Source organism: Martelella sp. K41-7, from assembly GCF_055808365.1.
This window is the reverse complement of sequence record NZ_CM147867.1, coordinates 2,831,817-2,856,728: the sequence shown is the minus strand read 5'-3', so window position 1 is coordinate 2,856,728 and position 24,912 is coordinate 2,831,817. Positions and strand designations below refer to the sequence as shown.

Below are 24,912 nucleotides of genomic sequence, written 5' to 3'. Positions count from 1 at the left end.
GAGCCGACATGAACATACCCAATGGCATTCCCCAGCATCTGAGCGATCTGGTTGCGCTGAATTCCGAACGCCTGACCCAGGCCGATACGCGACTTCTCGACGTCTTGTTGCAGAACCCGCTGCGCGCGGCCCTGGAAAACGGTACCGAGATTTCGACCCGCGCCGGGCTGCACCCCTCTTCGGCTGTCAGGCTGGCGCGTCGTCTTGGCTTTGAGGGCTATCCGGAATTCCGGACCTTTCTGCAAAACAGTCTGGCGGGAGAGGGGGAGGATTTTGACAATGGCGCCGCCCGTGTCGCTGCCCGGCTTTTGCGCGCGGATGAAGGCGCGCTGGTGTCCTCTGTCATCGACAGCGAGATCGCAGCCCTTGAAGCGGCCCGCAACAGCGTCGACGACCGCCAGATCCGGACGTTCGCGGAGACCGTCAGGGATTGCCGCAAGGTGTTTATCATCGGCACCGGCCATGCCGGCGCGCTGGCCCAGCTTCTCGGGCTGAGGCTGAACCGTTCCGGCTATGATGCCGTCGACCTGACGGCCACACCGAACCAGATGCGCGAAAAGCTGATGACGATGACGGCGGACGATGTGCTCTGGCTGTTCGCCTTTCGCAAGCTGCCGCCGCTTGTGCAGGATATCCGCGCGGTGGCAGCCAGATGCGGCGCGACGACGCTTGCCGTGACTGATGTAACAGCCGGACGGTTCACGCCGGCTCCCGAACATCACATTACCATTTCGCGCGGTTCTCTCGGCCAGTCGCAATCGCTGGTCATCCCGATGACGGTCGCCAACACTGTCATTCTCGATCTTGCGGCCATCGACAATGGCCGTTCGCTGAAGGCTATCGAACAGTTCGACAGGTTTCGAGAAGACGGGCCGCCGCTCAGCTGGGGATAACGCGATCTGCCGCTATTGCGGCTTTAATTGCTCCGGCGCTCCACCAGATAGACATGGTCACAGGCCATGACCACCTCGTCGCGCTGGTTCCAGACGCGCACTTCCTCGATGACACGACCATGGTTCGGCCGTTTCGGGTCGTCCTCGCAGCGTGCGATTGTGAGCACCGTACGGATGGTGTCGCCGATGAAGACGGGCTTGGGAAAGCGCAGGCGCTCATAGCCATAGGTAAAGGAGAGCGGGTTGATCTCCGAGGCTGAAAGGCCGATGCCTATGGCAAAGGTCATGGTACCGTGGGCGATCCGCTGGCCGAAGGGGCTGTCCTTCATGAACTCGGCGTCCATATGATGCGGGAAGAAATCGCCCGTGTGGCCCGCATGGACGACGAAATCCGCCTCGGTGATCGTCCGGCCATAGGTGCGGCGCTCCTCGCCAACGGTGATATCCTCGAAATGGCGTGGCCGCTCCATCAGAAACTCTCCTCGAACAATCGGTTGATCCGCGCAATCGCGGCGTGGGCGGATGCCCCGTCCCTGAGCGCCTCGTTCAGCGCTTCCGAAGCCTCCGCCTGAAAGCGCATGTAGCCGTTGTGGCGCGGTCGCAGGAACGATGTCTCCAGCGTCCGGCGCGTATTGCGGTAGAAATCGTTGGTCTTGGCGTTGACCGCCGCGTCGGTCCATCCGGCGTCATGGCCCGGCTGGCCGCCGGCATCAGGGTAGAGCCCGGCCTGAACCACGGCCCCTGCAACCCAGTAGGCATAGTCGATGGCCGCGTCACGGTGGGCGGAAAATGCAGACACTGCAATGCCGGTGCCGCCAAGCGCCGAGCCGCAGGGGCCATTTCCCCCGAGCGCAGGGATATCGGCGAAGGTCAGGCGATGCGGACGAAAACCGTCGATTGCGTAATTCACGTAGCCATAAATATAGGGTGACAGAACGGCTGTCGGCTGTGGCGCGGCGAGTGCCTCCAGCACTGCGATCGGGTCCATGGCGAAATTTTCGGCAGGCACCATGCTGGCAAGCTCTGCAAGGCGCTCGTAAATGGCAATGCCATCGTCCATGGCAATCAACGGGCCGGCGACATCATTGCGGCAGGGCGTTCCTGCATTGGCGGCCAGCGTATAGAAGGTCATCAGATTGTGCGGTGGGCGCAATGGCAGCAATACCCGGCCTTCCGAGGCCAATTCCATCAGGTTTTCCCAGTCTTCGGGCACCTCGGAAACCAGGTCTTCGCGATAGGCCATAACCTGCGCAGCAGCATCCAGCGGAAAGGCCCATTGGCGGCCTTCATAATGATAACTCGGACAGGAAGCGCCGACAGAGCCTTTTTCAAGCGCGGCACCTTCGTCCTCGCGACCAGCGACATCTAGTGGCGTCAGGCAACTCTCCGCCGTGATCTGGCCGACATGCGGGTGGTCGATGACGATCAGGTCATATTGCCGGGCAAGCTCTTTGACCGGAAAACTTTCAAAATCCTGCAGGCTGCGCTTGTCCCATTCGATCGAGACGCCGGTTTTTTCCTGCCATTTCGCAGCGCTTGCCACCATCGGGTCATAGCCCCTCGGATGGCTCCAGGTCATGCCTTTCAGTTTGATCGTCACAGTTTGAACTCCGCTCGCAAGGACGCACTCTGCTCACCGATCTTCGGGGCGGCGCGGTCGGTTTGCATGCGCTTGCCGTCGACCCTCAAGGGCGAACGCGTTGTGCGGATCGAAACCCCGTCTTCGCGGGTCACCGTCTGCAGCATGTCAAGCACCTTGAAGCCGGCATGGTTCATCAGCTCCGGCCAGTCGAGAACCTTGCTGCACCAGATATCAGCGGGCTCCAGAACAGCAAGCCATTGATCCGTGGTCCCGGTCGCAAAGTGCTGGGCGATGATGCGCTTGATGTCGTCGCGGCCTGTGAACCAGAGGTCCGGCTTGCCGCGATAAGGGCCAAGCGCGTCCAGTTGCAGCACATCGGCAAGCTGGTCGACCGGCATCATGGCAAGTGCGAGATAGCCGTCCGCCGTCGGGTAAACGCCGTAGGGCGCTGAAAGGTAGGCGTGGGCGGAGCGGTAGGCTGAGCGTTTTGGCGGCCGTTCGCCATCGTTCAGATGGGTGGTCAGAACCTCGAACTGGAAGTCGATCATGGCTTCGAGCAGGCTTGTTTCAACATGCGCGCCCTTGCCGGTGCGACCTTGCCGGACCAGAGCGGCAAGAACGCCCTGTGCCAACGCTGCACCTGCGAGCATATCGGCGATGGCAAGGCCAAAGGGCACGGGCCCCTGGCCATCATCGCCGTTCAGCCACATCACGCCGGAGCGTGCCTGCGCCAGAAGGTCCTGGCCCGGACGGCTGACCCACGGGCCATCATCGCCATAGCCGGTGATCGAACCGTAGACGAGGCCGGGGTGATCCTGCTTCAGCGTGTCGTAATCGAGCCCGATCCGCTGGATCACGCCGGGGCGAAAGTTCTGCAACACCACATTCGCCTTGCCGATCAGCGTTTTCAGAGCGGCAAGGTCGTCCGGATCCTTCATGTCTATGGCGAGACTTTCCTTGGAGCGGTTGATCGCGTGGAAAATCGTCGAATCGCCTCCGATCTCTGTGTCGGACAGGTAAAGCCTGCGGGAAAGATCACCGAGCCCCGGCCGTTCGATCTTGATAACCCGCGCGCCGAGATCCTGCAGACGCAGTGAGCAGTAGGGGCCGGAGAGAAACTGGCACATATCGAGCACCAGCACGCCTGAAAGCGGCAGGTCGGAATGCTCTGCGTTCATGGTTTTTCCTTGATCGGGGTCGCGGGCCGGGCGCTGCTGTCATAGGCTGCCTCGACCAGCGCCATGGTATTCCAGGCGTCTTCGATATTTGTCACGAGCGTTTCGTCTTCACCGGCGACGAAACGCTGGAGATTGTTCATCACGCCGATAAATGCGTGGGGGAACCAGGTGCCGGAAAGCGGGATCTGCTCCCATTCCCCCCTTTTTCACAAAGCCAGAGTTCGTCCGGTACGCCCTTTGGATAGTCGAGATTGACGCCGAGCGTGGTCATGGCAACGCCTTTGGTGCCTTCGAAACGGAAGTAGCAGTCCTGGAATTTCGGGCCGAAATCATGATTGTGATTGACCGACATCACCGCGCGCACGGGATCGGGGTAGTCGAGGATTGCAGACGTGCGCGACTGAGCGACCGTGGTGTCGGGGTGGCCGAGTGTCTTGGCGTGGATGCCGGCCGGGTTACCGAGGAAGTGGCGCATCAGGTCGAGATAATGGATCGAGTGCAGGAGGATCTCGACCCGATCCATGCCCTTGAGAAACGGCCAGAGATGCCATGGTGTCATGATGTTGGCGTGTAACTCGACATCGACGAGCGCGCCAAGTGCGCCGCTTTGATGGAGGTCGTGGATCGCCAGCATCATTGGCGAGAAGCGAAGCTGGAAATTGACGGCGGCCGTCAGTTTCTTTTCGCGGGCCGCCAGAAGGATCGCAGTCGCTTCGGCAAGGTCGCGTCCCATCGGTTTTTGCAAAAGCGCCACCGCGCCTTCCGGCAGTTGCTCGATCACGCTGCGGTGGGCAGCAGGGGGCAGCGCCAGGTCGAAGATCGCGTTTTCGGTGGCGACAGCTTCTTCAAGGTTTGCAAACGGCGTGATGTCCCACTCGGCGGCAACCTTGCGGGTGCGCTCGGCATCGAGATCGAAAAGGCCGGCCACGGGCAGGCCAGCCAAGCGGTATGCGGGCAGATGGGCATCGCTGACGATCGAACCGCCACCGATGACGACGATGGGCCGCGGCGAACCTGCCGCCGCCCAGCTCTGTGCCGGACTGCGAGATGTTTTTGACAACCTGCTCCTCCTTCAGGCGAGAATGTCATTCTTATGTGAAGAGATTATTCAAATTTGGATGAAATTCAAGGGCTCATCATGGGCCGCCGCCGGATTATTTGAAGTCCGGATCGTTTGCGTGGCGCATTTGGGGGCAACAGGGTTCAGTCGGATTGGATTGATGCCGGACAGCAGAGTAACTCAGCTGTCCGCGCTTGACGATCGACTGACGGTTCGAAGTTTACGTGAACTGCGCGCCTCAATCGAGGTGGAAGACGTCTTCCATTTCGATCCACCACTCGCCGTCTTTTGCGGTGTCGAGCGGTTTCTGGCACGGTATGCAGACCGACCACCATTCCTGTGTTTTAGGGTCGGCGGCCATTTTCGCCATGTCCGCCTCGTAGTCCTCACCGGTATATTCGTAATAGGAGAACAGGAGGTTTTCCGGCTCCCGGAGAAAGATCGTATAATTCCGGATATTGCACTTTTTTATCATATCCAGGATTTCTGGCCAGGCGTCGGCGTGAAGCCGCTTGTATTCGGCAACCTTGTCGGCGTTGAGTGTCAGGACCATTCCGATGCGCTGCATGAGTTCCTCCCTTGTCAGCGGGGCTTTTGAAATTGGCGATCGCGGATTTCTGGCATTCTAGAGGCGGTAGATCTTCTCTGCATTGACGCTGAACAGCTTTTTCTGCTCATCCGAACTGGCATCCGCGACGAGTTCCATCGACGCAGCAACCCAGTCCTCAAGGCTTGCATGAAGGGTGCAGACCGGAAAATCCGAGCCCCATACCACGCGATCAAAGGTGAAGGTGTCTATGACGTGGCTGACATAGGGGCGCAATCCGTCAACGCTCCAACCCGCGCCGCCATAGGCGATCACGCCGGAAATCTTGGCTGTCACATTGGCCTGTCTGGCAATCTCGCTGATCTGTTCGCGCCAGGGGGACAAGCCTTCATTCTCGATATCCGGCACGCCGCAATGGTCGAGCACGAACTGCACCTCCGGGCATTTGCGGGCGAGCTCGATGGCGAGCGGAATCTGGCGGGCCAGAACGCAAAGGTCGAAGGTCAAATCGTAAGCCGCCAGCCGGCGGATGTTGTCGACAAATGTCTGAGACTGCGAGAGGTCATCCGGCATGGTGTGCAGCACCCGGCGCAGGCCCTTGACCCCGCCGATTGCGGCAATACGCTCAAGATAGACCGGGAAATCCGGACTTTCCGGCCGCCCGGCGGCAATTGCGCCGACAATGTTTTCGTGGGCGCCTGCCACAAAGGCAGTCTCCGCCTCCATGTCGGCGTCTGCAACATCGACCTCCATATGCAGCGCCTTTTCGATGCCGAGCTTTTCGGCCCGGGCGAAATAGTCCTCAGCCGTCAGCTGATGATCCAGCATTGGGGCGTCTTTCAGCCAGGGATAGGAGAAGCGGTCCTTGTAGACGAGGTGGAGATGGGTATCGATGATGCGCATATGGTCCTCCCTTTTGCCCGTCCTCTCCGGGCCCGGTTTTCATTGCTGCCTCCGCCCGAACGGGCGGACGGAGGTCTGGCTTAATTTTCGGCTCGGCCTTTTGAAAGGCTGGCTGCTGCCGCGCGCACCAGTTCCAGCGTGCGTGCGTGGTCCTTGCCGCTCTCGCGATCAAGGCGTTCTGTATAGGGTGACGTCAGGACTGCCATCACCGTGCCGAGCGGCCCGATGACCGGAGCTGACAGGTTGGTGACGCCGGCGATCTGTTCCGATGGCATCATTGTGTAGCCGTCCCTGCGGATGGCGTCGAGTTCGGCCTCGATGTTGGGCGTCATCGTTTCGCCTGCGCCCTTCAGCATCAAGGCGCGGTTTTCGGGAGACGAAAAAGCAAGGAAGACGAGGCCGGAACCGGTGGTGGTCAGCTTCAACTGGGTGCCGACGCGAACGGCGAGCGTCCAGTAGCTAGGCGCATCCACCTGCGCGACGACGACTGCGGCGGCGCGGTCGAACACCACCATATGACATGACTGACCGGCCTCCTGCGCGATCTGCTGCAATAAGGGCATTGCCTGATTGACGAGGCGCCTCAGCGGCGGACGGGCATGCACCAGCTCGAACATCTTCAGCGTGATCTCGTAACGGTCCTCCGGCGTGCGGCGGATATATTCGCGCCGCACCAGCCGGTCGAGCATGCGGTAGATCTCGTTTGGTGTGCGCCCTAGCGATTTGGCGATTTCGGCCTGGCTCAAGGCCCCGTCTGTTTCCGCGAGCAATTCGAAAATATCGAGTCCCTTGTCGAGAGCGGGGGCGCGGTAGCGGTCGGCATCATCTGTTGCCATGGTCGATCCTTGTGCAGCGGGTGAGCTTCTCACCCTGAAATTCAAGCGAAGTTGCCGGTCTTCCCGCCCAATATCAAGAGTAGCGTTGACGGCCTCGCTGAAATGATGCTTATATACGAATAGACTTTTCAAATATGGAGGATCAAGTCTTTTCTGGACTTGAGTACGAGAGGAGGAGAAACATGCGTATGAGGTATCTGAAAGCGACGCTTGTCGCTTGCTGCGCTGTGGGCGGCCTTGCCGCTTCGGCCCAGGCGGAGGATTTCGACTACGGCAGCTTTCCGGGTTATACGCTGGAAGTGAAGCTGATCGGCGGAACCCAGTACGAAAAGCTTTATACCCGTATCCCGGAATGGGAAAAAATGACGGGTGCCAAGGTCAAGATCGTCTCATCGAAGAACCACTTCGATCTTGATCGCGAGATCAAGCAGGATATCGCTGCGGGCCCCGTGTCCTGGTGTGTCGGCTCTAACCACACCAGCTTTGCGCCGCAATATGGCAGCCTCTACATCGACCTTTCCGAACATATTCCGCAGTCGGAACTCGACAAATATGTCCAAGGCACTCTGAACGCCTCGACCGTCGATGGCCGTCTTGTGCAGTTGCCGCGCGTCACCGATGTTTCCAACCTCTACTATCGCAAGAGCCTTTATGCGGATCCGGCGAACCAGAAGGCCTGGAAAGACCAGTATGGCAGCGAGCTTGCACCGCCGAAAACCTTTGACGAGTTCCGTGATCAGGTGATCTTTTTTGCCGACCCGCCGAACCTCTACGGCACAGCCTTTGCCGGCAAGGACGAGGGGATGACGGGCCGCTTCATGGAAATCCTGCGCGCCAATGGCGGCGATATTTTCGACAAAGACATGAAGCCGGTGTTCAATTCCGAAGCCGGTGTCGCGGCGCTTCAGTGGTTCGTCGACATTTATGAGGCAGGGGCGGTACCGGCCGGCACGGTCAACTATACCTGGGACGATATTGGTCAGGCCATGGCTGCCGGCCAGCTTGCTGTTGATCTGGACTGGCCCGGTTGGGCTGCCTTTTTCGCCGACCCGGAAGCGTCGAAGATTGCCGATGATCTCGGCTATGCAGTTTCGCCCGTCGGCACGTCCGGCAAGCGCGGCGGCTGGTCCGGTTCGCATTCCTTCTCGGTCACCAATGATTGCGACAACAAGGACGCTGCCGTCTCGTTTTCTGTGTTCATGACCAATGACGAAAGCGAGCTGCTGGAAGCCAAGGCCGGCAATCTGCCGACCCGTACCGCGACCTATGACGAGGTCGTCGCGTGGTTCAATGCCAATGGCAAGGAAAACCTCGCCGAGATGTTCACGGTCTGGAAAGGCTCGCTTGACGATGCCCGTACGCCGCCCCTGGTTGCGGAATGGATCCAGGTCTCGAATGTGTTGTGGCCCGAACTGCAGGCCGCGATTGTCGGTGAGAAAACACCGCAGGAAGCGCTCGACGATGCCGCCGAAGAGGCGGGTTACATCATGCAGGACGCGGGCTATTATTGATCTCGTCGGTCTCGAAAATCAGCCGTCGGCCTCAGGGCCGGCGGTGTGACCCGGCCGATCTGCGACCGGATATCTCTCCCCTTTTCAAAAATCTCGAAGGCGTGACATGAAGTTTTTCAGGTCTCCGCAGGCGACGCCCTATCTGCTGTTGATGCCGGCTATTATCGTCATTCTGGCGGTGGTCTTGGTGCCATTGCTGGTGTCGTTCTGGACCAGCTTCACCAGCTACAATCTGGTGCGGCCGGATCTCGCTTTACAATTTTGTAGGTCTCAGAAACTACAAGCGCCTTTGGGGCAATGAGGACTTCTGGTGGGCGTTTGGACGCACCGTGGTGTTCATAACGATCGCGCTCAATCTGGAAATGCTCATGGGGCTGGGGCTGGCACTTCTGGTGAACCGCATCACCTGGGGCCAACGCACGCTCAGAACCATCATGATGTTTCCGATGATGTTCTCGCCGATCCTCGTCGGTTTCCAGTTCAAATACCTGTTCAATGATTCCGTTGGTCTGGTGAACAATGCACTGTTTTCGCTTGGTCTGATCACCAAGCCGATCCCGTGGCTGGTCGACGGATTTCTCGCCAATTTCTCCATCATCGTTGCGGAAATGTGGATGTCGACATCGATCTTCGCGATCCTGCTGATGGCCGGTCTTCTGGCCATGCCGAAGGATCCGATCGAGGCGGCAAAGGTCGACGGATGCAACGCGCTTCAGGTTTTTCGCCACATCACACTGCCGTTCCTGATGCCATTCATCTGGATTGCGATGACCATCCGTTCGCTTGATGTCGCCCGCGCCTATGACATGGTGAAAATCATGACCAATGGCGGGCCGGCCGGCCGCACCGAACTGATCTGGACGCTGATGACCCGCACCGGCTACCAGAACTCGCAGATGGGTATGGCAAACGCCATGGGCTACGTTTCCATTCTGCTTTCCATCGCCTTTACGATCATGTTTTACCGCAACCTTTCCAAGGCCCGCGTTTTCATGGGAGGCGCACAATGAGCCAGTCAATGACCATGGAAAAAAGCTGGCAGCGCTGGTTGCTCCGACTGACGCTGTTTGTCGCGATGATGATCCTCGTCGTGCCCGGCGCCTGGGTCGTGCTGACCGCGTTTCGGCCCAATGTCGAGGTGATGGCGCGCCCGCCGGTCTGGATCCCGCAGCAATGGACGCTCAATAACTTTCTCGGGATTTTCGGGTTCTTGCCCGATCGTCAGCAGGGCCTGCCAGTCCCAAGCTATTTCATCAACTCGATGGTGATCTCGCTGACCTCCACCTTTGTTGCAATTCTGGTGGGCATGATGGGCGGTTATGCGTTTGCCCGCTATCGCTTCAAGGGCAAAGGCGCGCTGTTCCTGTCCTTCATGCTGTCGCGCACGGTTCCGGGAGTGGCGCTGTCGCTGCCGCTGTTCATTCTATGGAGCAAGATCGGGCTGATCGATACAAAGTTCGGGCTGATCCTGGTCTATATGGCGATCAACATCCCCTTCACAATCTGGCTGACCGACGGGTTTTTCCGGCAGATCCCGGCGGACCTTTCCGAGGCTGCCCAGATTGATGGCTGCACCCGCTGGCAGGCGTTCTGGAAGGTCGAGTTTCCGCTTGCCCGTTCGGGGCTTGCCTCTGCCGGTATCTTCGCATTTTTGACAGCGTGGAACGAGTTCGCGCTCGCAAGCCAGCTGACTCGCACCACTGCATCGAAAACCATGCCTGTCGGGCTGATGGATTTTACCGCCCAGTTCACCGTGGACTGGACCGGGATGAGCGCCATGGCGGTGCTGATCATCATTCCCGCACTCATTCTCACCTTCATCGTACAAAAGCATCTGATTGCCGGACTGACGTTCGGTGGTGTGAAAGGATAATCCCGTGGCCGAAGTGCACCTTTCCAAAGTCGTCAAACGTTATGGATCGCTGGAAGTCGTTCACGGCATCGATCTTGAGGTTGCCCACAACGAGTTCGTCGTCCTGGTCGGCCCGTCTGGCTGCGGCAAATCGACAACGCTGCGCATGATTGCGGGGTTGGAAGAAATTTCCGACGGGGAGCTCAAGATCGGCGACCGTGTCGTCAATTCCCTGCCGCCGCGTTCGCGCAATATCTCCATGGTGTTCCAGTCCTATGCGCTCTATCCGCATATGACCGTGCGTGAAAATCTTGGCTTCGGGCTGAAGATTGCCGGCATGAAGCCTGAGGATATCATCCCGCGTGTGGATGAAGCCTCAGCCATTCTGGGGCTGGAAAAGTTCATGGACCGGCTTCCCGCCAATCTTTCCGGCGGCCAGCGGCAGCGTGTCGCCATGGGCCGTGCCATCGTGCGCCACCCGGATGTGTTCCTGTTCGACGAACCGCTCTCGAACCTTGATGCCAAGCTGCGCGGTCAGATGCGCGTCGAGATCAAGAAGCTGCATCAGCGGGTGAAGACCACCGTCATCTACGTGACCCACGATCAGGTGGAGGCGATGACGCTTGCCGACCGGATTGTGATCATGCGCGACGGCTATGTCGAGCAGGTTGGCACGCCGACGGATGTGTTTGAAAACCCGGCCAATACCTTTGTTGCCGGTTTTATCGGTTCGCCGCCGATGAACCAGCTTGAGGGTGTGGTGGAAAATGGCGGGGCACGGCTTACCGATGGCACACTGGTGCAGATGCCCGAGGATATTGCGTCAAAGCTTTCCGATGGTGCCAAGGTGGTGATCGGCTTCCGCCCGGATGCGTTTGCGCCCAAGGGGCATTCGCTGCACCCTGAAGACCGGTCACTGGAAATCGCGCTTCCCGTGATCATCTCCGAGCCGCTTGGTACCGAGACCATTATCTACACCCAGCTTGGCGGCAAGGAAGTGCAGGCCAAGATGCTTGATCCCCATCCGCTGCAAGATGGCGAGAGCCTGACCTTCACCCTCGACCTCGAACGCCTTCACGTGTTCGACGGCGAGACCGGCAAGAGTATGAGGGCCTGACAATGGCGAAGATTGTCCGTGCCGAACTGGTGATGGTGGACTTGAAACCGAAAGTGACGCGGGTTGATGCGATCCAGTCCTTCGTCAGTCAGGAAACCCCGATCGTCCGCATCACCGATGCCGACGGGGTCACGGGCACGGGCTATTCCTATACCATAGGAACCGGCGGCCCGTCGGTCATGGCGCTGCTGGAAAAAACGCTGCTGCCGGCAATTATCGGCCGCGAGGCGTTTGACATCGAGCGGATCTGGCGCGATCTGACCTTTCTGACCCATGCGACCACCGTCGGTGCGATTACCTCGATTGCGCTTGCCGCGATCGATACAGCACTCTGGGATATGAAGGCGTTGAAGCTCGGCCTTCCTCTGCACACGCTTGCTGGTGGTGCACAGGACGAGGTGCCGCTCTATACCACCGAGGGCGGCTGGCTGCATCTGGAGACGGAAGCCCTGGTCGCAGACGCGGTCAAGGCCAAGGCAGAGGGGTTTTCCGGTTGCAAACTCAAGGTCGGCCGGCCGCTTGCCGAGGATGTCGCGCGGATATCGGCCGTGCGCGAGGCCGTTGGCCCTGCGTTTGAAATCTTTACCGACGCCAATCAGGCATTTACCGTTGACGAGGCCGTGCGCCGGGCGGCGGCCTATCAGCGGCTCGATATCGGCTGGCTGGAAGAGCCGCTGCCTGCTGACGATATCGAAGGTCATGCTGTTCTTTCCCGCCACACAAGTGTACCGGTGGCTGTTGGCGAAAGCCTTTATTCGGTTCTGCATTTCCGGGAATATCTGGAGCGTCGGGCCTGTTCCGTCGTTCAGGTCGATGCCGGGCGCATCGGCGGTATAACGCCTTGGCTCAAGGTCGCGCATATGGCCGAATGCTTCAATATCGCGGTGGCGCCGCATTTCCTGATGGAGTTGCATGTCTCGCTGTGTGCTGCCGTGCCCAATGCGCGCTGGGTGGAATATATCCCACAGCTTGATACGGTTACACTCGAAGGCATGACTATTCGTGATGGCTGCGCCATTCCGTCATCGGCCCCGGGCCTCGGCATCGTCTGGGATTTCGAAGCCATCGGCAAAATGGCCGTCGAAGGCTCACACAAGACAATCAACTGACATTCAAGGGAGCGATCATGACCGACCTTTCCGGAAAAACCTGCTTTATCACCGCCGCCGCCCAGGGAATCGGCGCGGCATCGGCCAAGGCTTTCGCCAAGGCCGGCGCCAAGGTGATTGCAACGGATATCAATGCCGACAAGCTTGCCGAGCTTGAGGGTATCGACAATATTTCGACGCGGCCCCTGAACGTGCTGTCGGAAGAGGCTGTCTCCGCCGCCGCGCTGGACGTCGGCCATGTCGATATTCTGTTCAATTGTGCCGGCATTGTGCACAGCGGTTCCATTCTCGACGGCGCCGAGGGTGATCTCGACCTTGCCTACGATCTCAACGTCAAGGCCATGGTGCGCACCATTCGTGCCTTCCTGCCGGGCATGCTGGAGCGCGGTGACGGTGCCATCATCAATATGTCCTCGGTGGCGTCCAGCATGAAGGGCGTTCCGAACCGCTTTGCATACACCACCACCAAGGCCGCTGTTCTCGGCCTGACCAAATCGGTGGCTGCCGACTTTGTCTCTAAAGGCATTCGCTGCAACGCCATCTGCCCGGGCACGGTCGACAGTCCCTCGCTGCAGCAGCGACTGCAGGACACCGGTGACTACGACAAGGCCCGCGCTGACTTTATCGCCCGCCAGCCCATCGGTCGCATCGGCACGCCGGAAGAGATCGCCGGTCTTGCCGTCTATCTCGCCGGCGCGACCTATACCACTGGCCAGGCCTACGCCATTGACGGCGGCTGGACCTGCTGAGCCCGTTCCGACCTCCATTGATCAAGGTTCAGACCATGACCGAAATCACCGGACTTTTCGTCCACGACCTGCGTTTTCCGACCTCGGCGAAGCTCGACGGGTCAGATGCCATGAACCCTGACCCGGACTATTCTGCCGCCTATGTCGTTTTAAAAACCGATGGCGCGCATGAAGGCCACGGCCTGACGTTTACCATCGGCCGGGGCAACGAGGTTGTCTGCGCCGCCATTGCCGCCCTTCAGCCCCGTGTGAAGGGGCTGAAGCTCGACTGGATTACCGAGGATCCCGGCCGTTTCTGGCGGCACATCACCGGCGACAGCCAGCTGCGCTGGATCGGGCCGGACAAGGGCGCAATGCATCTGGCAACCGGTGCCGTGGTCAACGCCGTCTGGGATCTGATCGCCAAGGCGGCGGGCAAGCCGGTCTGGCAGCTTGTTGGCGAGATGACACCGGAACAGCTCGTTTCGATCATCGATTTCCGTTACCTGACAGACGCGATCACGCCGGATGAGGCGCTTCAGATCTTTCGCAAGGCCGAAGCCGGAAAGGCGGAACGCATCGAAGAGCTGAAGACAAACGGCTATCCCTGCTACACCACCTCGGCCGGCTGGCTCGGCTACAGCCACGACAAGCTGCGCCGTCTGGCTCAAGAAGCGGTCGATGCGGGTTTCACCTTCATCAAGATGAAGGTCGGGCAGGACCGTGACGAGGACATCGCCCGGCTGAAAATCGTGCGCGAGGTGATCGGTGAGGATCGTACGCTGATGATCGATGCCAACCAGGTCTGGGAGGTCGATCAGGCGATCGACTGGGTCAAGGCGCTTACGCCGTTCCGGCCGTATTTCATCGAGGAGCCGACAAGCCCCGATGACGTTGCCGGCCACAAAAAAATCCGTGAGGGCGTGGCCCCGGTGAAGGTCGCGACCGGCGAGATGTGCCAGAACCGTATCCTGTTCAAGCAGTTCATCGCCGGTGGTGCCATCGATATCGTCCAGATCGATGCCTGCCGTATTGGCGGGCTGAACGAAGTGCTTTCGGTTCTGGTGATGGCGGCGAAATTCGGCCTGCCGGTCTGGCCGCATGCCGGCGGGGTCGGCCTTTGCGAATATGTCCAGCACCTCTCGATGATCGATTATCTGGTGGTTTCTGGCAGCAAGGATGGCCGCGTCATCGAATATGTCGACCATCTGCACGAGCATTTCGTCGATCCCTGCCGGATCGAAGGAGCGGCCTATATGCCGCCGGAAATGCCTGGTTTTTCCATTGAGATGAAGCCGGAAACGCTTCATAACTACGCGCATCCGACGCCCCGGGCGTCGTAGAACGGGAGAATTCAAATGAAACTGCTTCGTCTTGGCGCCAAGGGCGCCGAACGGCCCGCCATTCTGCATTCCGATGGCACCTATCGCGATATTTCCTCTGTCGTCGTGGATATTGCCGGTGATACGCTGACGGCTGCCGGGCTGGCGCGTATAGCCGCTTCCGATATCGGCAGCCTGCCCGAATTGCCGCAGTCGAGCCGCATCGGCCCTTGCGTCGGCAATGTCGGAAAATTTATCTGCATCGGGTTGAACTATGCCGACCATGCGGCTGAAACCGGCGCCGATATCCCCGAAGAGCCGATCGTGTTCATGAAGGCCACAAGCGCCATCATCGGCCCGAATGACGATGTTCGCATTCCGCGGAATTCCAAGAAGACCGACTGGGAAGTCGAACTGGGCATTATCATCGGCAAGGAAGCCTCCTATGTGGATGAAGCCGATGCCATGGACCATGTCGCTGGCTATTGCGTGGTCAACGACCTGTCCGAGCGTGAGTTCCAGATCGAGCGTTCCGGCCAGTGGGTCAAGGGCAAGAGCGCCGACACTTTCGGCCCGATCGGTCCTTATCTGGTGACGCGCGACGAGGTTGAAGACCCGCAGAAGCTGGCCATGTGGCTCGAGGTTGACGGCCACCGCTATCAGGACGGCTCAACCAAAACGATGATCTTCGGCGTACAGCATCTCGTCAGCTACCTGTCGCAGTTCATGAGCTTGCAGCCCGGCGACATCATCACCACCGGCACGCCCCCCGGCGTCGGCATGGGGCAGAAGCCGGAACCGGTTTATCTGAAGGAGGGCCAGACCATGCGGCTATCCATCGAGGGCCTTGGCGAGCAGTCCCAGAAGACGATCGCCTGGAACGCCTGAGGTTTTTAAGGGCGGCGTGGCGAGGTGCCGCGCTGTCTTTCCTGTTAAAGCGCTTCGGTGTCAGGCGATCCGGTCGACGGCGAAGCTGACGAGCGAACGCAGATGGGTCGCCATCGCAACCTTGGCGCCGTCCCTGTCGCCCTGCTCGATCCTTTCAAGGATCTCTTCGTGCTGGCGGATATCCGGCTCCAGCCGTTCGGCCAGCCGGTCGACTTCAAATAGCTTGGTCGTGACCCTGAGCGAGCGGACGATGCCGGCAACCACCTGATTTCCGCAGAAGTCCGTCACCAGATCATGGACCACCTTGTCAGCGGTCCAATGCTGCTCGGGGTTATAGGCCTGCTCGTGTTTCAGCGCTGCCGTCATCGCCTTGGCCGTTGCCAGCCGCGCTTCGGCGACATGGCCGGCACACATTGCCGTTGCCTCGGATTCCACAATTTCGCGGGCCTTGAGACTTTGAAGATACTCTTTGAGTTCGACCTTGCGCACTACGAACGAGCTGTTGTTGGGCTTGACCAGCTGACCTTCGATTTCCAGTCGCTGCAATGCCTGGCGCACCGGCGTTCGGGAAATACCGAGATAGGCCGCGAGGTTCTGTTCGACCAGCACTTCGCCGCTTGAAAGCTTCTTCTGCTCGATCAGACGCGCAATTTCTTCATAGGCGAGCGTCGCCCGGTTTTTGGTCGCCCTGGGGGAAAGCAGGGGGCGTCTCCACTGCCCGTCGTCATGCCATCATTGTCCGGTATTGCGCTCATATCCATCGCCTCATCCCCGAAAGAGGGCATGCGCCAAAGCGCCGCATTCGAATCGTTTGTTCGGGCGTTCCCGACTTAAAATCTAGCATGCCCGACAGCCTCCCACAAAGTTCCGGAAGCCCCTTTCCCGGGGGCGGGTGTCAGCAAAGTTACGCGTTGTCACTCTCCCACGTCGCGACGAAGAGCGCGGTCGCCGCGATGCTGTCGAGGAACTCATCGAGATCGACCCATTCATCATTGAAGCCGTTTTGTGTCAGGTCGCCGCACAGCGCGCCGAAGCCGACGGCGGGGATGTTTTTCTGGACGAAAGGATTGCGGATATCGCTGCCGGTGTGGAGCGCATTGAGTTCCGGCTTTTTGCCGCTCACAGCCTCCACACAATCGGAAAGCGTGCTGAACAGCGGGGCGTTGCGATCCACTTCGCTCGGCGAAACACCCGTCAGGAATGTCAGTTCGGGGGGATGAGCGCTGAGCCATTCATCATGCTTTGTCGCCGCCTTTAGTGTGGTTTCGATTTCGGTGCAGACCGAACGAAGGCTTTCACCCGGGGGAAAGGCGAGGGCGGCGGAGAAGGTGCAGCTTTGTGGGAAGCGGGCCAGCGCGTTCGGCTTTCCCGCTTCAATATGCGAGATCATCAGATTGGTGGACCGTTGCGCGGCCTTTTCCAGAACCGGATGACGGATGCGGTCAGCCCGCTCAAGATCCATCCTGCGCAAGGCGGCGATAAGGTGCGAGGCCTTGTCCAGCGGATCGACGCCGCGATGGGCCAGCGCCGTCTGCAGCGGTTCGGTGGTTGGTGGCTGGCGGCCTTTGACAGTGACCGAGAATTCGACGTGACCTGACGAAAGCCCTTTGATTTCTCCGAGCCCTGCGCCGGATTCTGCCGGGTGCAGATAGACCGCCACGTCGGCGTCAACGCCATGATGGCACAGAAGTGCCGCCGTTCCGCGGGCAAGTGCCTTGCTCGGCGCCGAAGCGAAGATCACCTCGGTATTGTCTGTAGCGCCTGTCGCCGCAAGGATGGCCGGCAGAGCTGCCATGGCAGCAACGCCTGCAAGGTCATCGGCAATGCCCCAACCGACCATGTGTCCGTTATCGATCCGGAGGTCAAACGGGTCGTGTGCCCAATCGCCCGTCGCGCGGACGTTTTCGGCATCGGGATGGGCAAAGATCAGAATACGATTGCTCGGTGCATCGCTACCGAGCCGGGCGACCACTGCCGTTTCTTCGGTGTCGGGCAGGACTGAGGCGTTGGCGAATTCATTGACCAGTTTGACGTCGGCAGGACGGTAGGTGATGGTCTCGACCGCACAGCCCTTGTCGGTAAAATGACGGGCGAGGAGAGACTGCACCTGTCCACCTCCGGTTTTCTGGTCGGCGATCAGCGCGCCCAGAAGAGAAAGGACTTCGTCTTTCCCCTCCGCAACGGCCTGCTTGATGCCTGAAACCAGGCCTTCTGAAATCGGCGCGTTCATGACGGCTCCTAGAATGTGATGGCTTCCGAGCGGGCGGAAAGCATGGAAAGGATTGAATAGGCCGTATGGTCTGGACCTTCCGGCGGGCGGTCGCAATACGGCCCGATTGCAAGCCGGATCGGCGCACCGAGACTGTCGATCTCCAGCTCGTAGCGCATGTTGCCGATTTCCGGATCGCCGACCAGCGCGATGGACGTGTTGTCAAGACCGGCGCCTGCAAGTGCGACCCCCACAGCGGCATTCAGGTTGAATGGAAAGCGCGACGCCGCAGCGCGTACCGGTCCTTCAAAGAAAGGCCCCATGAAACGGCTTTCGTCATCAAGCCCGGCAATCCTAGCCCAGTGTGAGGGCCGGTAGGTCTGGCGGAAATGGACCCGCGAAAGGCCAGCCTTTCGGGCAACGCGGATGAGCGGCAGCGCGGCTGCGGCGCCCGAGGGGATGGATATTTGTCCCGGTCCGGCCATGGCCGCCTGGCGCAGGTGCATTTCCATCTCCGGATCGACAAAGGCCGTGAGCGAAACGGCGACCAGATCGACGCCTGCGGCGAGGATTTGTGCGCCCGATGCGGCCAGTGTCGCAGGGGAGGCGCATTCGACCACGAGGTCGGGCTTGATCTCGAGCGCTTCTTCCAGCGTTGCAAATATGCGGATGTCCGGATTGCCGAGATCGGCTGCGGCCGCTGCCGGGTCACGCGCCACCACGCCCGCAAGCAAGGGTCCGCTATTGTCTGTGCAAAGCCCATGGGCGACGCGGCGGCCGATGCGGCCATAGCCCAGGATGACACAAATTTCTCGTCTTTTGGCGGGTTCAGCGAGCATCAAGCAGTCTTTCGGGATTTTCTGACCGGCGATCGTCTTCAGAGGAACCCGGTCTGGCAATAAAGGCCGGAAAGACCGATGCGCAGGCGTGAGCGCACCGGTCCTTATTTTGGGCAGGCTGGCGTTATTGCGGGCCGGGTCCACGGATCGCGAAGGTATCGCCATCGATTTTCAGAACACCGTAACGGTCGAAGAGTTTGTCGTAATAGCCTTCTGCTTTCAGTTCGTTCAGGGCATTGACGGCTGCATCCGCCAGATCCTTGTCGGCAAAGGCGAATGTCGCCGTCTGCGGGAAAAGGCCTGAAACCGCGCGGGTAAAATCACCACGCTGCTGCCAGTACATCGCCGTTGCATCAATCGAGGTTGCCGCATCCACCTGACCGGCGCGAAGCGCCTGGAAGGCTTCAGCAAAGTTGTTGAAGGTGCGCACGGTGATGCCCTCAAGCCCTTCTGCCTCAAGCATCGTGTTTACTTCGCGGGTGCGGGTTTCCTCAACGCCGCCAAGCTCCACGCCGACGGCATAACCGGAGAGGTCTTCCCAGCTTTCGATGCCGAGCGGGTTGCCCGCCTGCACCAGAAAGCTGACCGCCGCCTGCTCGTACGGGATCATGTACATCAGCTTGGAGCGTTCCTCGGTGAAGTAGATGCCGGTGTTGATCATGTCCCAGCGCTTGGAGGCAAGACCCGGTACCATGGCGGCGAATTCGATGCGGGTATATTCAGGCTCAAGTCCGAGCTTTTCCGCCAGTGCATTGCCGAGCTCAACGCGCATGCCCTGCAGCTCGCCCTTGTCGTTGACATATTGCAGCGGCGGCAGGGTCGGGTTGATCGACATCGTCAGTTTGCCGGGGGTGATGGTGTCGAGCTCAGGTACCGACTGGGCGAAGACCGGGATGGCGCCTGCGATCAACAGGCCGGCAAGGCCTGCCGTGGCGGCGAGAAAGCGGCGACGCGCCGTTGCGAAAGACATGTTTGTTCCCTTCTTGATTTTTGTTCGTGCGTTTCAGACCGACACCTGACTTGCGTCCGGCTGTCGGTCTGTATATGTATTGTATACCGAGCGTGCACATTCGAGGCAAGCGGCATTTTTCCGGCCTCGAAAGAACGCACGGCTCTAAGCAGGAATGGCATTTTGACGACAGATGACCCAAGACCAAAGGCCGGATACGTTGAAACCGTGACCGGCCCGATCCGCCCGGAAGACCTCGGCACCACACTGATGCATGAGCATATCCTCTGCGACCTCACACCGCTTGCCCGTCGGGGTGCAGATGAAATCGAGATCACCCTCGACAATATCTTCGATGTGAACTGGCGGCCGAATGACTATCCGGGTAATCATCGCCTGCAGGACGAGACCGTGGCCGGGCGCGAGTGCGCCTGGTTCCGCGCGGCAGGCGGCGGCACGATCGTTGATGTCACCACGGGCGGCATCGTGCCGGATCCGGCGGGACTGGCGCGTGTGGCGCGGGCGAGCGGTATCAATATCGTGATGGGGGCGGGTTTCTACACCGAACCTTTTCTGGATGATGATGCGCTGTCGCTGTCCGAGGATGCAATCTTCGAGATCATGCTGGGTCAGATGCGCGAGGGAACGGAAGGCGTCCGCTGCGGCATTATCGGCGAGATCGGCTGTTCATGGCCGTTGACGCCGTTTGAGGCGCGAAGCCTTGCGGCTGCGGCCAGAACCCAAAAGCAGACCGGGGCCACGATCACGGTTCATCCCGGCCGGCACCCGGATGCACCGTATGAAATTCTCGATATACTGGAGAAGAATGGTGCCGATATCGCCCGGGTGATCATCGATCACATGGATCGCACGCTTGAAGAGCCGGAGGTGGTTGCGCTCGCCCGGCACGGCTGCGTCGTCGAATATGATTTTTTCGGCATCGAACAGTCGAACTACTGGCTCGGTATTCTGGATCTGCCGACCGACTGGATGCGGATCAACACGCTCAGGAAACTGTTTGACGCAGGGATGGGAGACCGGGTGACGCTGTCGCACGATATCTGCACGCGCGGCCGGCTGCAAAGCTATGGCGGCCACGGTTACAGTCACCTGCCGCGCAATGTCGTGCCGTTGATGAAGGACAGAGGCTTTGCGGAAGCCGAGATCGATCAGCTTCTGATCGATACCCCCGCCGCCTTCTGACTTTGATGAGTTAAGGAATATGGAAAAGAGGCGCCTTCAAGGGCGCCCCGCCCATTTTCAGTCTTCCGCGAGATCGAAGCGGATATCCTGTGCACCTTCCCACAGCGTCAGACGGCCGATTTCCGGCAGCTTGTCGAGGTTCGAGGTGATCGTGATGAAGTGGTTGCCGGCAAGCTGGCCCATCTTCGAGGAGAAATCGACGCCGCCATAGGCAAGCAGGATTTCCGTTTCGCTGATGCCGCCGGGATACAGAATGATGTGGCCGGGTGCGGGGTGGCTGGTGTGGTTTTCGTAGCCGACGCCGAAATCCTTTTCGCCGAGCGGGATCCATACCCCTTCGCCGGACCAGCGCACATGGACGACCTGACCGGTAAACGGCATATGCTTCAAAAAGGCCTCGACGGTCTTCGGGGCATTCTCTGTTTCCAGAACGGCGTCGAATGTGTGCGGGCCGGCGGTGATCTTCAGTTTCATGTTATGCCTTGCTTGTTTTTGGTCGGTTGGTTCATTGAAATACGCATCAGTGATGCAGAATCTTGCTTAAAAACGCGCCGGTGCGCGGGTTATGGGTGCCAGAGAAGAAGTCGTCGCTCGGCCGGTCCTCGACGATTTCGCCCTGATCGATGAAAACAACGCGTGTCGAGACCCGCCGCGCAAAGCCCATCTCATGGGTCACGACGATCATGGTCATGCCATCCTTTGCAAGGTCTGTCATGACATCCAGCACCTCGGAGATCATTTCCGGGTCCAGTGCCGAAGTTGGTTCATCGAACAACATGGCGATCGGGTCCATGGCGAGCGCACGGGCAATCGCCACGCGCTGCTGTTGGCCGCCGGAGAGCTGGCCGGGGTATTTTTCCGCCTGATCGACAAGCCCGACACGCTCGAGAAGCTGCATCGCCTTGGTGTTGGCGGAGCCATCGGAACGGCCGAGCACGAGCTTCTGCGCCAACTTGATATTCTCGATGACGGTCAAATGCGGGAACAGCTCGAAATTCTGGAACACCATGCCGACCTGGGCGCGCAGTTCCGTCAGGTCGGTGTTGGGGTCGCCGACCTCAATGCCATGAACCCGGATCGAGCCTTTTTCAAAAGGCTCCAGCCCGTTGATGCATTTGATCAGCGTGGATTTGCCCGACCCGGACGGGCCGCAGACCACGACGATTTCGCCGCGATCGACCTTGGTCGTGCAGTTCTTCAAAACGTCGAAATCGCCATAGGACTTGGTGACGCCGTTGATTTCTATCATCTTGTTGTTCCCGTAAAGCGTTCGATTGAAAAGGGTGCCATGTCAAAACCGGTATCCTGTCCGAGGATGCTTTGCGCCGTTGTCTTGCCGACCAGCGGGCCAAGCGTGTAACCGTTGGACGTGACCGCATTGTAGAAGCCCGGGCAGGCTGGATGCTCGCCCAGAATTGGCGCCCCGTCGATATTGATGTTCATCGCCGCCCAACTGCGGAGGACATGCAGTTTTTTCAGTCCGGGCACCACATGCTGGGCGACCCAGAGATTGCCTTCAAGGCTTGTCGGCAGCGGACGTGGATGCTGATGGACAGGATCGAGACCGGCTGTCCAGCCGCCGCCGATGATGAAATTGCCGTTCGCCGCCTGCTTCAAGGTCAGATGCCGGTCGGCATGGGCGACAAGGCAGTTGATGGCGGGCGCCGCTGCCTCGGTGACCACCATCTGCAACGGGGCGCCGAATACCGGAACATCGAGCCCGAGCATGGCGCCGACTCGCGACGCAAAGGCCCCGGCCGCGTTGACGATGCGCGTCGCATGGATGGTGCCGCGTGACGTGGTGACGGTGAATCCGTTATTCTTGTGCTCAAGAGCCAAAACGGAGCAGCGTGCAAAAAGCCTGGCACCGTTTCGCTCCGCTTCCTGCAGCACGCCGTTTGTGGCCACAAGCGGGTTGATCTTGCCTTCCTGCGGGCAATAGGCCGCGCCGACAAAACGCTCCGAAAGGGCAGGCTCGAGCCGGCGCAGTTCCTGCTGTCCGATAACGTGACAGGTGACGCCGGCGCGGGTTTCGACCGCGGTCTTTTCTTCAAGAAAGCGCATATGCGTCTCGGTTTCGGCAACCATCAGACCGCCGGTGATCTTCATCTCGAAGTCACTTCCGGTGTCTTTCTGAAGCTCCTGCCAGAGCGCTATGGACTGCAGCTGCAACGGCAGAGTGCGGGCTGCCGGTCCGCCGCCTGCTTCAGCGCGCGCGCCGTGATCGAAGGACAGAAGCTGGGCATGCAGACTACCGGCATTGCCGCCGGAGGCCACGCCATTCGGGTAGGCGTGTTCGAGCACGACAACATCCTCACCGGCGCGTGCCAAATAGAGGGCCGTCGAGATGCCGGCAATGCCGCCGCCGATAACCACGATGGACGCCTTTGTGATGGGCAGCGGTTCGACTGCTTCATGGGATGGCCTCTCCGGCAGCATTGCATGCTTGTGGCCACCCCATTCGGCCTTTTCGACGGCAAGTGCTGCAAGCGGGACAGGCCTTAGCGGCATTTGCGGCGCAAGAAATCCATTCGTCTCAGTGCCTGCCGGTTTCCCGGCATTGCTGATGTCCGCCAGCGCCTTGCTGCAGTATCGCGACTGGCAGCGGCCCATCCCGGCGCGCGTCAGCCGTTTCAGGCTCGCGATGTCCGAAATGCCACGCTCGACGAGATCCTGCAATTCCTTGAAGGTCACACCCTCGCAGCGGCAGATGACGGTTTCGTCGTCCGGCAACCGGTCTTCACGTTTTTCCTGGGCGAAAAGGCGCCACAGAGCCTTCTGGAAACGGCGGTGGCGGGACAGGCGGCGCGTCTCGGCGTCAATGTCGATATCGGTCCTGGCACCATCCGTCAGTTTTCCCGCGATTGCTGCCGCTGCAAGCCTTCCTCGCTCATGGCCACATGCGCGCCGCCGAAACGGGCTGCTTCGCCAATCACATGAATATGGGCAAGCGAGGTCTCGCCGGTTGCCCCGGTCACTGTTTCAAGTGCGCCGTCCTTCGGTGCGTGTGCGCAGCCGAGCAGTCTTGCAAGCTCGTTGGCGGATGTGAAGCTGCCGCCGATCATCACCGTATCGGCTTCGATGGTTGTGTTGCCGCGCGTGCTTTCGACCGTGACGGTCTCGACCGCTTCAGACCCGCCGATGGCGCCAAGCCGGCTTTTCCAGTAAATCTTGACACCGGCGGCACGCAGGCGGGCGAGCTGGGCGGTTCCGGCAATCGCAAGCGCGCGGTCTGAGCGCATCAGGTCAAGTCCGGCCATCGGACGGCTGAACGGAGATGCGGCCTCTTCGATGATTGCGGCAACTTTTCCACCCGCGCGGATGATTTCGAGCGCGACCTGGAAATTCAACGGGCCGTTTCCCGCCACAATAATAGCGCGGCCTGCCAGCGTTCCGTAGCTGCGCAACAGCGTTTGTGCGGCACCCACCGTCATTGCTCCGGGCAATGTCCAGCCTTTGACGGCGGGCGGACGCTCATGAGCACCGGTCGCTATGATAAGGGCACGGGCCTTGCAGTAAAATGCGCCGTCTGGCCCGAGACAGGATAGCACTGTGCGCCCATCATCTTCATGGAACCCGCCCCAGACCAGAGTTTCGTGCCGGATCGTGACGCCAGCCCTGGTAACGCGCGCAATCAGTTCGGCCCCGTCGGCGGCCTGTTGGTCGCGGGCCAGCGCCTTTCGCGCACTGGCATTGGCCGGCTGCTTGAAGAACTGCCCGCCGGCTGCACGGCGTTCATCAACCATGAAGACGTTAAGCCCGCTGGCTGCCGCGGTTTCAGCAGCAGCTAGGCCGCCCGGGCCAGCGCCGATGATCATCAGGTCGGCTTCGACCGTCGGGATTGCACCCGGCAGTGGCGCGAGATCGGCCAGCGCGGGATCGGTTACATCCGGCCTGGGATGCTGGCGGGTCACGGCCATGCCTTCTTCGGCCTGGCGCATGCAGGCGCGCTGGCTCACTTGGCCGTCAATGGTCACAAGACAGTCCTGGCAGGTGCCCATCCCGCAGAAAAGGCCACGGTCCTCGCCCTTCACGTCACGGGAAAAACTATGGCAGCCCCACGCCTCAAGCGCTGCCGCCACCGAGCTTCCGCGCTCCGTGGTGACCGGCATGCCGTCAAAGGTCAGATGCACCATCTGATCGGCTGGTACGCTTGTTTCCCGTAGAAGGGCTTCTGCCATGGCTC

The 24,912-nt window shown here is 60.0% G+C and carries 21 protein-coding genes and 3 pseudogenes; 10 read left to right on the top strand and 14 right to left on the bottom strand.

The window, feature by feature from the left end:
• Positions 1-8 precede the first annotated feature (8 nt).
• On the top strand, positions 9-893 hold the full coding sequence (locus AC0L7L_RS13600; protein WP_473509551.1) for a MurR/RpiR family transcriptional regulator: 885 nt from the start codon (positions 9-11) through the stop codon (positions 891-893).
• Between the two features lie 23 nt (positions 894-916).
• Here the strand turns inward: AC0L7L_RS13600 and AC0L7L_RS13595 are convergent, their stop codons facing one another.
• The 7 genes and pseudogenes from AC0L7L_RS13595 to AC0L7L_RS13565 form a co-directional block, all read right to left on the bottom strand.
• Positions 917-1,363, bottom strand: coding sequence for a MaoC family dehydratase (locus AC0L7L_RS13595; protein WP_272212530.1), 447 nt, complete (start codon positions 1,361-1,363; stop codon positions 917-919).
• Positions 1,363-2,472: an extracellular solute-binding protein gene (locus AC0L7L_RS13590; RefSeq protein ID WP_473513932.1), complete on the bottom strand. Its 1,110-nt coding sequence runs from the start codon at positions 2,470-2,472 to the stop codon at positions 1,363-1,365. Before AC0L7L_RS13590 ends, AC0L7L_RS13595 begins: the two co-directional genes overlap by 1 nt.
• Before the next feature lie 17 nt (positions 2,473-2,489).
• Positions 2,490-3,653 (bottom strand): CaiB/BaiF CoA transferase family protein, encoded by a 1,164-nt coding sequence (locus AC0L7L_RS13585; RefSeq protein ID WP_272212528.1) that lies wholly within the window; start codon positions 3,651-3,653, stop codon positions 2,490-2,492.
• Positions 3,650-4,713, bottom strand: a pseudogene (locus AC0L7L_RS13580) (Gfo/Idh/MocA family protein). The gene AC0L7L_RS13585 and the pseudogene AC0L7L_RS13580 overlap by 4 nt, the downstream one beginning before the upstream one ends.
• Before the next feature lie 238 nt (positions 4,714-4,951).
• Positions 4,952-5,281 (bottom strand): L-rhamnose mutarotase, encoded by a 330-nt coding sequence (locus tag AC0L7L_RS13575; protein WP_473509548.1) that lies wholly within the window; start codon positions 5,279-5,281, stop codon positions 4,952-4,954.
• Between the two features lie 57 nt (positions 5,282-5,338).
• Positions 5,339-6,163: an amidohydrolase family protein gene (locus AC0L7L_RS13570; RefSeq protein WP_473509546.1), complete on the bottom strand. Its 825-nt coding sequence runs from the start codon at positions 6,161-6,163 to the stop codon at positions 5,339-5,341.
• A gap of 80 nt (positions 6,164-6,243) precedes the next feature.
• A complete protein-coding gene (locus AC0L7L_RS13565) occupies positions 6,244-6,999 on the bottom strand; it encodes an IclR family transcriptional regulator (protein WP_272212521.1) in 756 nt (251 codons plus the stop codon).
• 188 nt (positions 7,000-7,187) lie between these two features.
• Between AC0L7L_RS13565 and AC0L7L_RS13560 the strand changes: the two genes are divergently transcribed.
• The 8 genes and pseudogenes from AC0L7L_RS13560 to AC0L7L_RS13525 all read left to right on the top strand — a co-directional run bounded on the left by AC0L7L_RS13560 (position 7,188) and on the right by AC0L7L_RS13525 (position 15,526).
• A complete protein-coding gene (locus tag AC0L7L_RS13560; RefSeq protein ID WP_473509544.1) occupies positions 7,188-8,510 on the top strand; it encodes an ABC transporter substrate-binding protein in 1,323 nt (440 codons plus the stop codon).
• A gap of 106 nt (positions 8,511-8,616) precedes the next feature.
• Positions 8,617-9,520 (top strand): annotated as a pseudogene (locus AC0L7L_RS13555) (carbohydrate ABC transporter permease).
• Positions 9,517-10,383 (top strand): carbohydrate ABC transporter permease, encoded by an 867-nt coding sequence (locus tag AC0L7L_RS13550; protein WP_473509542.1) that lies wholly within the window; start codon positions 9,517-9,519, stop codon positions 10,381-10,383. Before AC0L7L_RS13555 ends, AC0L7L_RS13550 begins: the two are co-directional and overlap by 4 nt.
• A gap of 4 nt (positions 10,384-10,387) precedes the next feature.
• The gene (locus AC0L7L_RS13545) at positions 10,388-11,479 is read left to right on the top strand and encodes an ABC transporter ATP-binding protein (RefSeq protein ID WP_272212514.1); all 1,092 of its coding nucleotides are present in this window, start codon (positions 10,388-10,390) and stop codon (positions 11,477-11,479) included.
• A gap of 2 nt (positions 11,480-11,481) precedes the next feature.
• Entirely contained in the window at positions 11,482-12,588 is a 1,107-nt protein-coding gene (locus AC0L7L_RS13540; RefSeq protein WP_473509540.1) for a mandelate racemase/muconate lactonizing enzyme family protein, read from the top strand.
• A 17-nt stretch (positions 12,589-12,605) separates the two neighbouring features.
• Entirely contained in the window at positions 12,606-13,337 is a 732-nt protein-coding gene (locus tag AC0L7L_RS13535; protein WP_473509538.1) for an SDR family oxidoreductase, read from the top strand.
• Between the two features lie 35 nt (positions 13,338-13,372).
• On the top strand, positions 13,373-14,659 hold the full coding sequence (locus AC0L7L_RS13530; RefSeq protein ID WP_473509536.1) for an L-fuconate dehydratase: 1,287 nt from the start codon (positions 13,373-13,375) through the stop codon (positions 14,657-14,659).
• 15 nt (positions 14,660-14,674) lie between these two features.
• Positions 14,675-15,526 carry a fumarylacetoacetate hydrolase family protein gene (locus tag AC0L7L_RS13525; RefSeq protein WP_473509534.1) on the top strand — a complete coding sequence of 284 codons (852 nt, stop codon included), beginning with the start codon at positions 14,675-14,677 and terminating at the stop codon, positions 15,524-15,526.
• Positions 15,527-15,586: 60 nt separating this feature from the next.
• On the opposite strand, the gene AC0L7L_RS13520 is transcribed toward AC0L7L_RS13525, so the two are convergent.
• The 4 genes from AC0L7L_RS13520 to AC0L7L_RS13505 all read right to left on the bottom strand — a co-directional run bounded on the left by AC0L7L_RS13520 (position 15,587) and on the right by AC0L7L_RS13505 (position 19,544).
• Positions 15,587-16,135, bottom strand: a complete 549-nt coding sequence (locus tag AC0L7L_RS13520) for a GntR family transcriptional regulator (protein WP_473509532.1) — start codon at positions 16,133-16,135, stop codon at positions 15,587-15,589.
• Between the two features lie 295 nt (positions 16,136-16,430).
• A complete protein-coding gene (locus AC0L7L_RS13515) occupies positions 16,431-17,756 on the bottom strand; it encodes a M20 family metallopeptidase (protein WP_473509530.1) in 1,326 nt (441 codons plus the stop codon).
• Between the two features lie 8 nt (positions 17,757-17,764).
• Entirely contained in the window at positions 17,765-18,574 is an 810-nt protein-coding gene (locus AC0L7L_RS13510; protein WP_473509528.1) for an aspartate dehydrogenase domain-containing protein, read from the bottom strand.
• Between the two features lie 124 nt (positions 18,575-18,698).
• Positions 18,699-19,544 carry an ABC transporter substrate-binding protein gene (locus AC0L7L_RS13505; protein ID WP_272212506.1) on the bottom strand — a complete coding sequence of 282 codons (846 nt, stop codon included), beginning with the start codon at positions 19,542-19,544 and terminating at the stop codon, positions 18,699-18,701.
• 162 nt (positions 19,545-19,706) lie between these two features.
• Here AC0L7L_RS13505 and AC0L7L_RS13500 point away from each other — a divergent pair, with 162 nt between their 5' ends.
• Complete coding sequence (locus AC0L7L_RS13500) at positions 19,707-20,726, top strand: phosphotriesterase family protein (RefSeq protein ID WP_473509525.1); 1,020 nt, start codon at positions 19,707-19,709, stop codon at positions 20,724-20,726.
• Between the two features lie 57 nt (positions 20,727-20,783).
• Here AC0L7L_RS13500 and AC0L7L_RS13495 read toward each other — a convergent pair whose 3' ends face one another.
• The 3 genes and pseudogenes from AC0L7L_RS13495 to AC0L7L_RS13485 all read right to left on the bottom strand — a co-directional run bounded on the left by AC0L7L_RS13495 (position 20,784) and on the right by AC0L7L_RS13485 (position 24,907).
• Positions 20,784-21,200, bottom strand: coding sequence for a DUF3830 family protein (locus AC0L7L_RS13495; RefSeq protein ID WP_272212503.1), 417 nt, complete (start codon positions 21,198-21,200; stop codon positions 20,784-20,786).
• Between the two features lie 46 nt (positions 21,201-21,246).
• Positions 21,247-21,975, bottom strand: coding sequence for an amino acid ABC transporter ATP-binding protein (locus tag AC0L7L_RS13490; RefSeq protein ID WP_473509523.1), 729 nt, complete (start codon positions 21,973-21,975; stop codon positions 21,247-21,249).
• Positions 21,972-24,907 (bottom strand): annotated as a pseudogene (locus AC0L7L_RS13485) (FAD-dependent oxidoreductase). Before AC0L7L_RS13485 ends, AC0L7L_RS13490 begins: the two are co-directional and overlap by 4 nt.
• Between the last annotated feature and the right edge of the window lie 5 nt (positions 24,908-24,912).

What these genes read in the sequence shown, in the direction of transcription:
- AC0L7L_RS13600 (WP_473509551.1), top strand. Translation starts at nt 9, where the DNA reads ATGAACATACCCAATGGCATTCCCCAGCATCTGAGCGATCTGGTTGCG.
- AC0L7L_RS13595 (WP_272212530.1), bottom strand. Translation starts at nt 1,363, where the DNA reads ATGGAGCGGCCACGCCATTTCGAGGATATCACCGTTGGCGAGGAGCGC.
- AC0L7L_RS13590 (WP_473513932.1), bottom strand. Translation starts at nt 2,472, where the DNA reads ATGACCTGGAGCCATCCGAGGGGCTATGACCCGATGGTGGCAAGCGCT.
- AC0L7L_RS13585 (WP_272212528.1), bottom strand. Translation starts at nt 3,653, where the DNA reads ATGAACGCAGAGCATTCCGACCTGCCGCTTTCAGGCGTGCTGGTGCTC.
- AC0L7L_RS13575 (WP_473509548.1), bottom strand. Translation starts at nt 5,281, where the DNA reads ATGCAGCGCATCGGAATGGTCCTGACACTCAACGCCGACAAGGTTGCC.
- AC0L7L_RS13570 (WP_473509546.1), bottom strand. Translation starts at nt 6,163, where the DNA reads ATGCGCATCATCGATACCCATCTCCACCTCGTCTACAAGGACCGCTTC.
- AC0L7L_RS13565 (WP_272212521.1), bottom strand. Translation starts at nt 6,999, where the DNA reads ATGGCAACAGATGATGCCGACCGCTACCGCGCCCCCGCTCTCGACAAG.
- AC0L7L_RS13560 (WP_473509544.1), top strand. Translation starts at nt 7,188, where the DNA reads ATGAGGTATCTGAAAGCGACGCTTGTCGCTTGCTGCGCTGTGGGCGGC.
- AC0L7L_RS13550 (WP_473509542.1), top strand. Translation starts at nt 9,517, where the DNA reads ATGAGCCAGTCAATGACCATGGAAAAAAGCTGGCAGCGCTGGTTGCTC.
- AC0L7L_RS13540 (WP_473509540.1), top strand. Translation starts at nt 11,482, where the DNA reads ATGGCGAAGATTGTCCGTGCCGAACTGGTGATGGTGGACTTGAAACCG.
- AC0L7L_RS13535 (WP_473509538.1), top strand. Translation starts at nt 12,606, where the DNA reads ATGACCGACCTTTCCGGAAAAACCTGCTTTATCACCGCCGCCGCCCAG.
- AC0L7L_RS13530 (WP_473509536.1), top strand. Translation starts at nt 13,373, where the DNA reads ATGACCGAAATCACCGGACTTTTCGTCCACGACCTGCGTTTTCCGACC.
- AC0L7L_RS13525 (WP_473509534.1), top strand. Translation starts at nt 14,675, where the DNA reads ATGAAACTGCTTCGTCTTGGCGCCAAGGGCGCCGAACGGCCCGCCATT.
- AC0L7L_RS13515 (WP_473509530.1), bottom strand. Translation starts at nt 17,756, where the DNA reads ATGAACGCGCCGATTTCAGAAGGCCTGGTTTCAGGCATCAAGCAGGCC.
- AC0L7L_RS13510 (WP_473509528.1), bottom strand. Translation starts at nt 18,574, where the DNA reads ATGCTCGCTGAACCCGCCAAAAGACGAGAAATTTGTGTCATCCTGGGC.
- AC0L7L_RS13505 (WP_272212506.1), bottom strand. Translation starts at nt 19,544, where the DNA reads ATGTCTTTCGCAACGGCGCGTCGCCGCTTTCTCGCCGCCACGGCAGGC.
- AC0L7L_RS13495 (WP_272212503.1), bottom strand. Translation starts at nt 21,200, where the DNA reads ATGAAACTGAAGATCACCGCCGGCCCGCACACATTCGACGCCGTTCTG.
- AC0L7L_RS13490 (WP_473509523.1), bottom strand. Translation starts at nt 21,975, where the DNA reads ATGATAGAAATCAACGGCGTCACCAAGTCCTATGGCGATTTCGACGTT.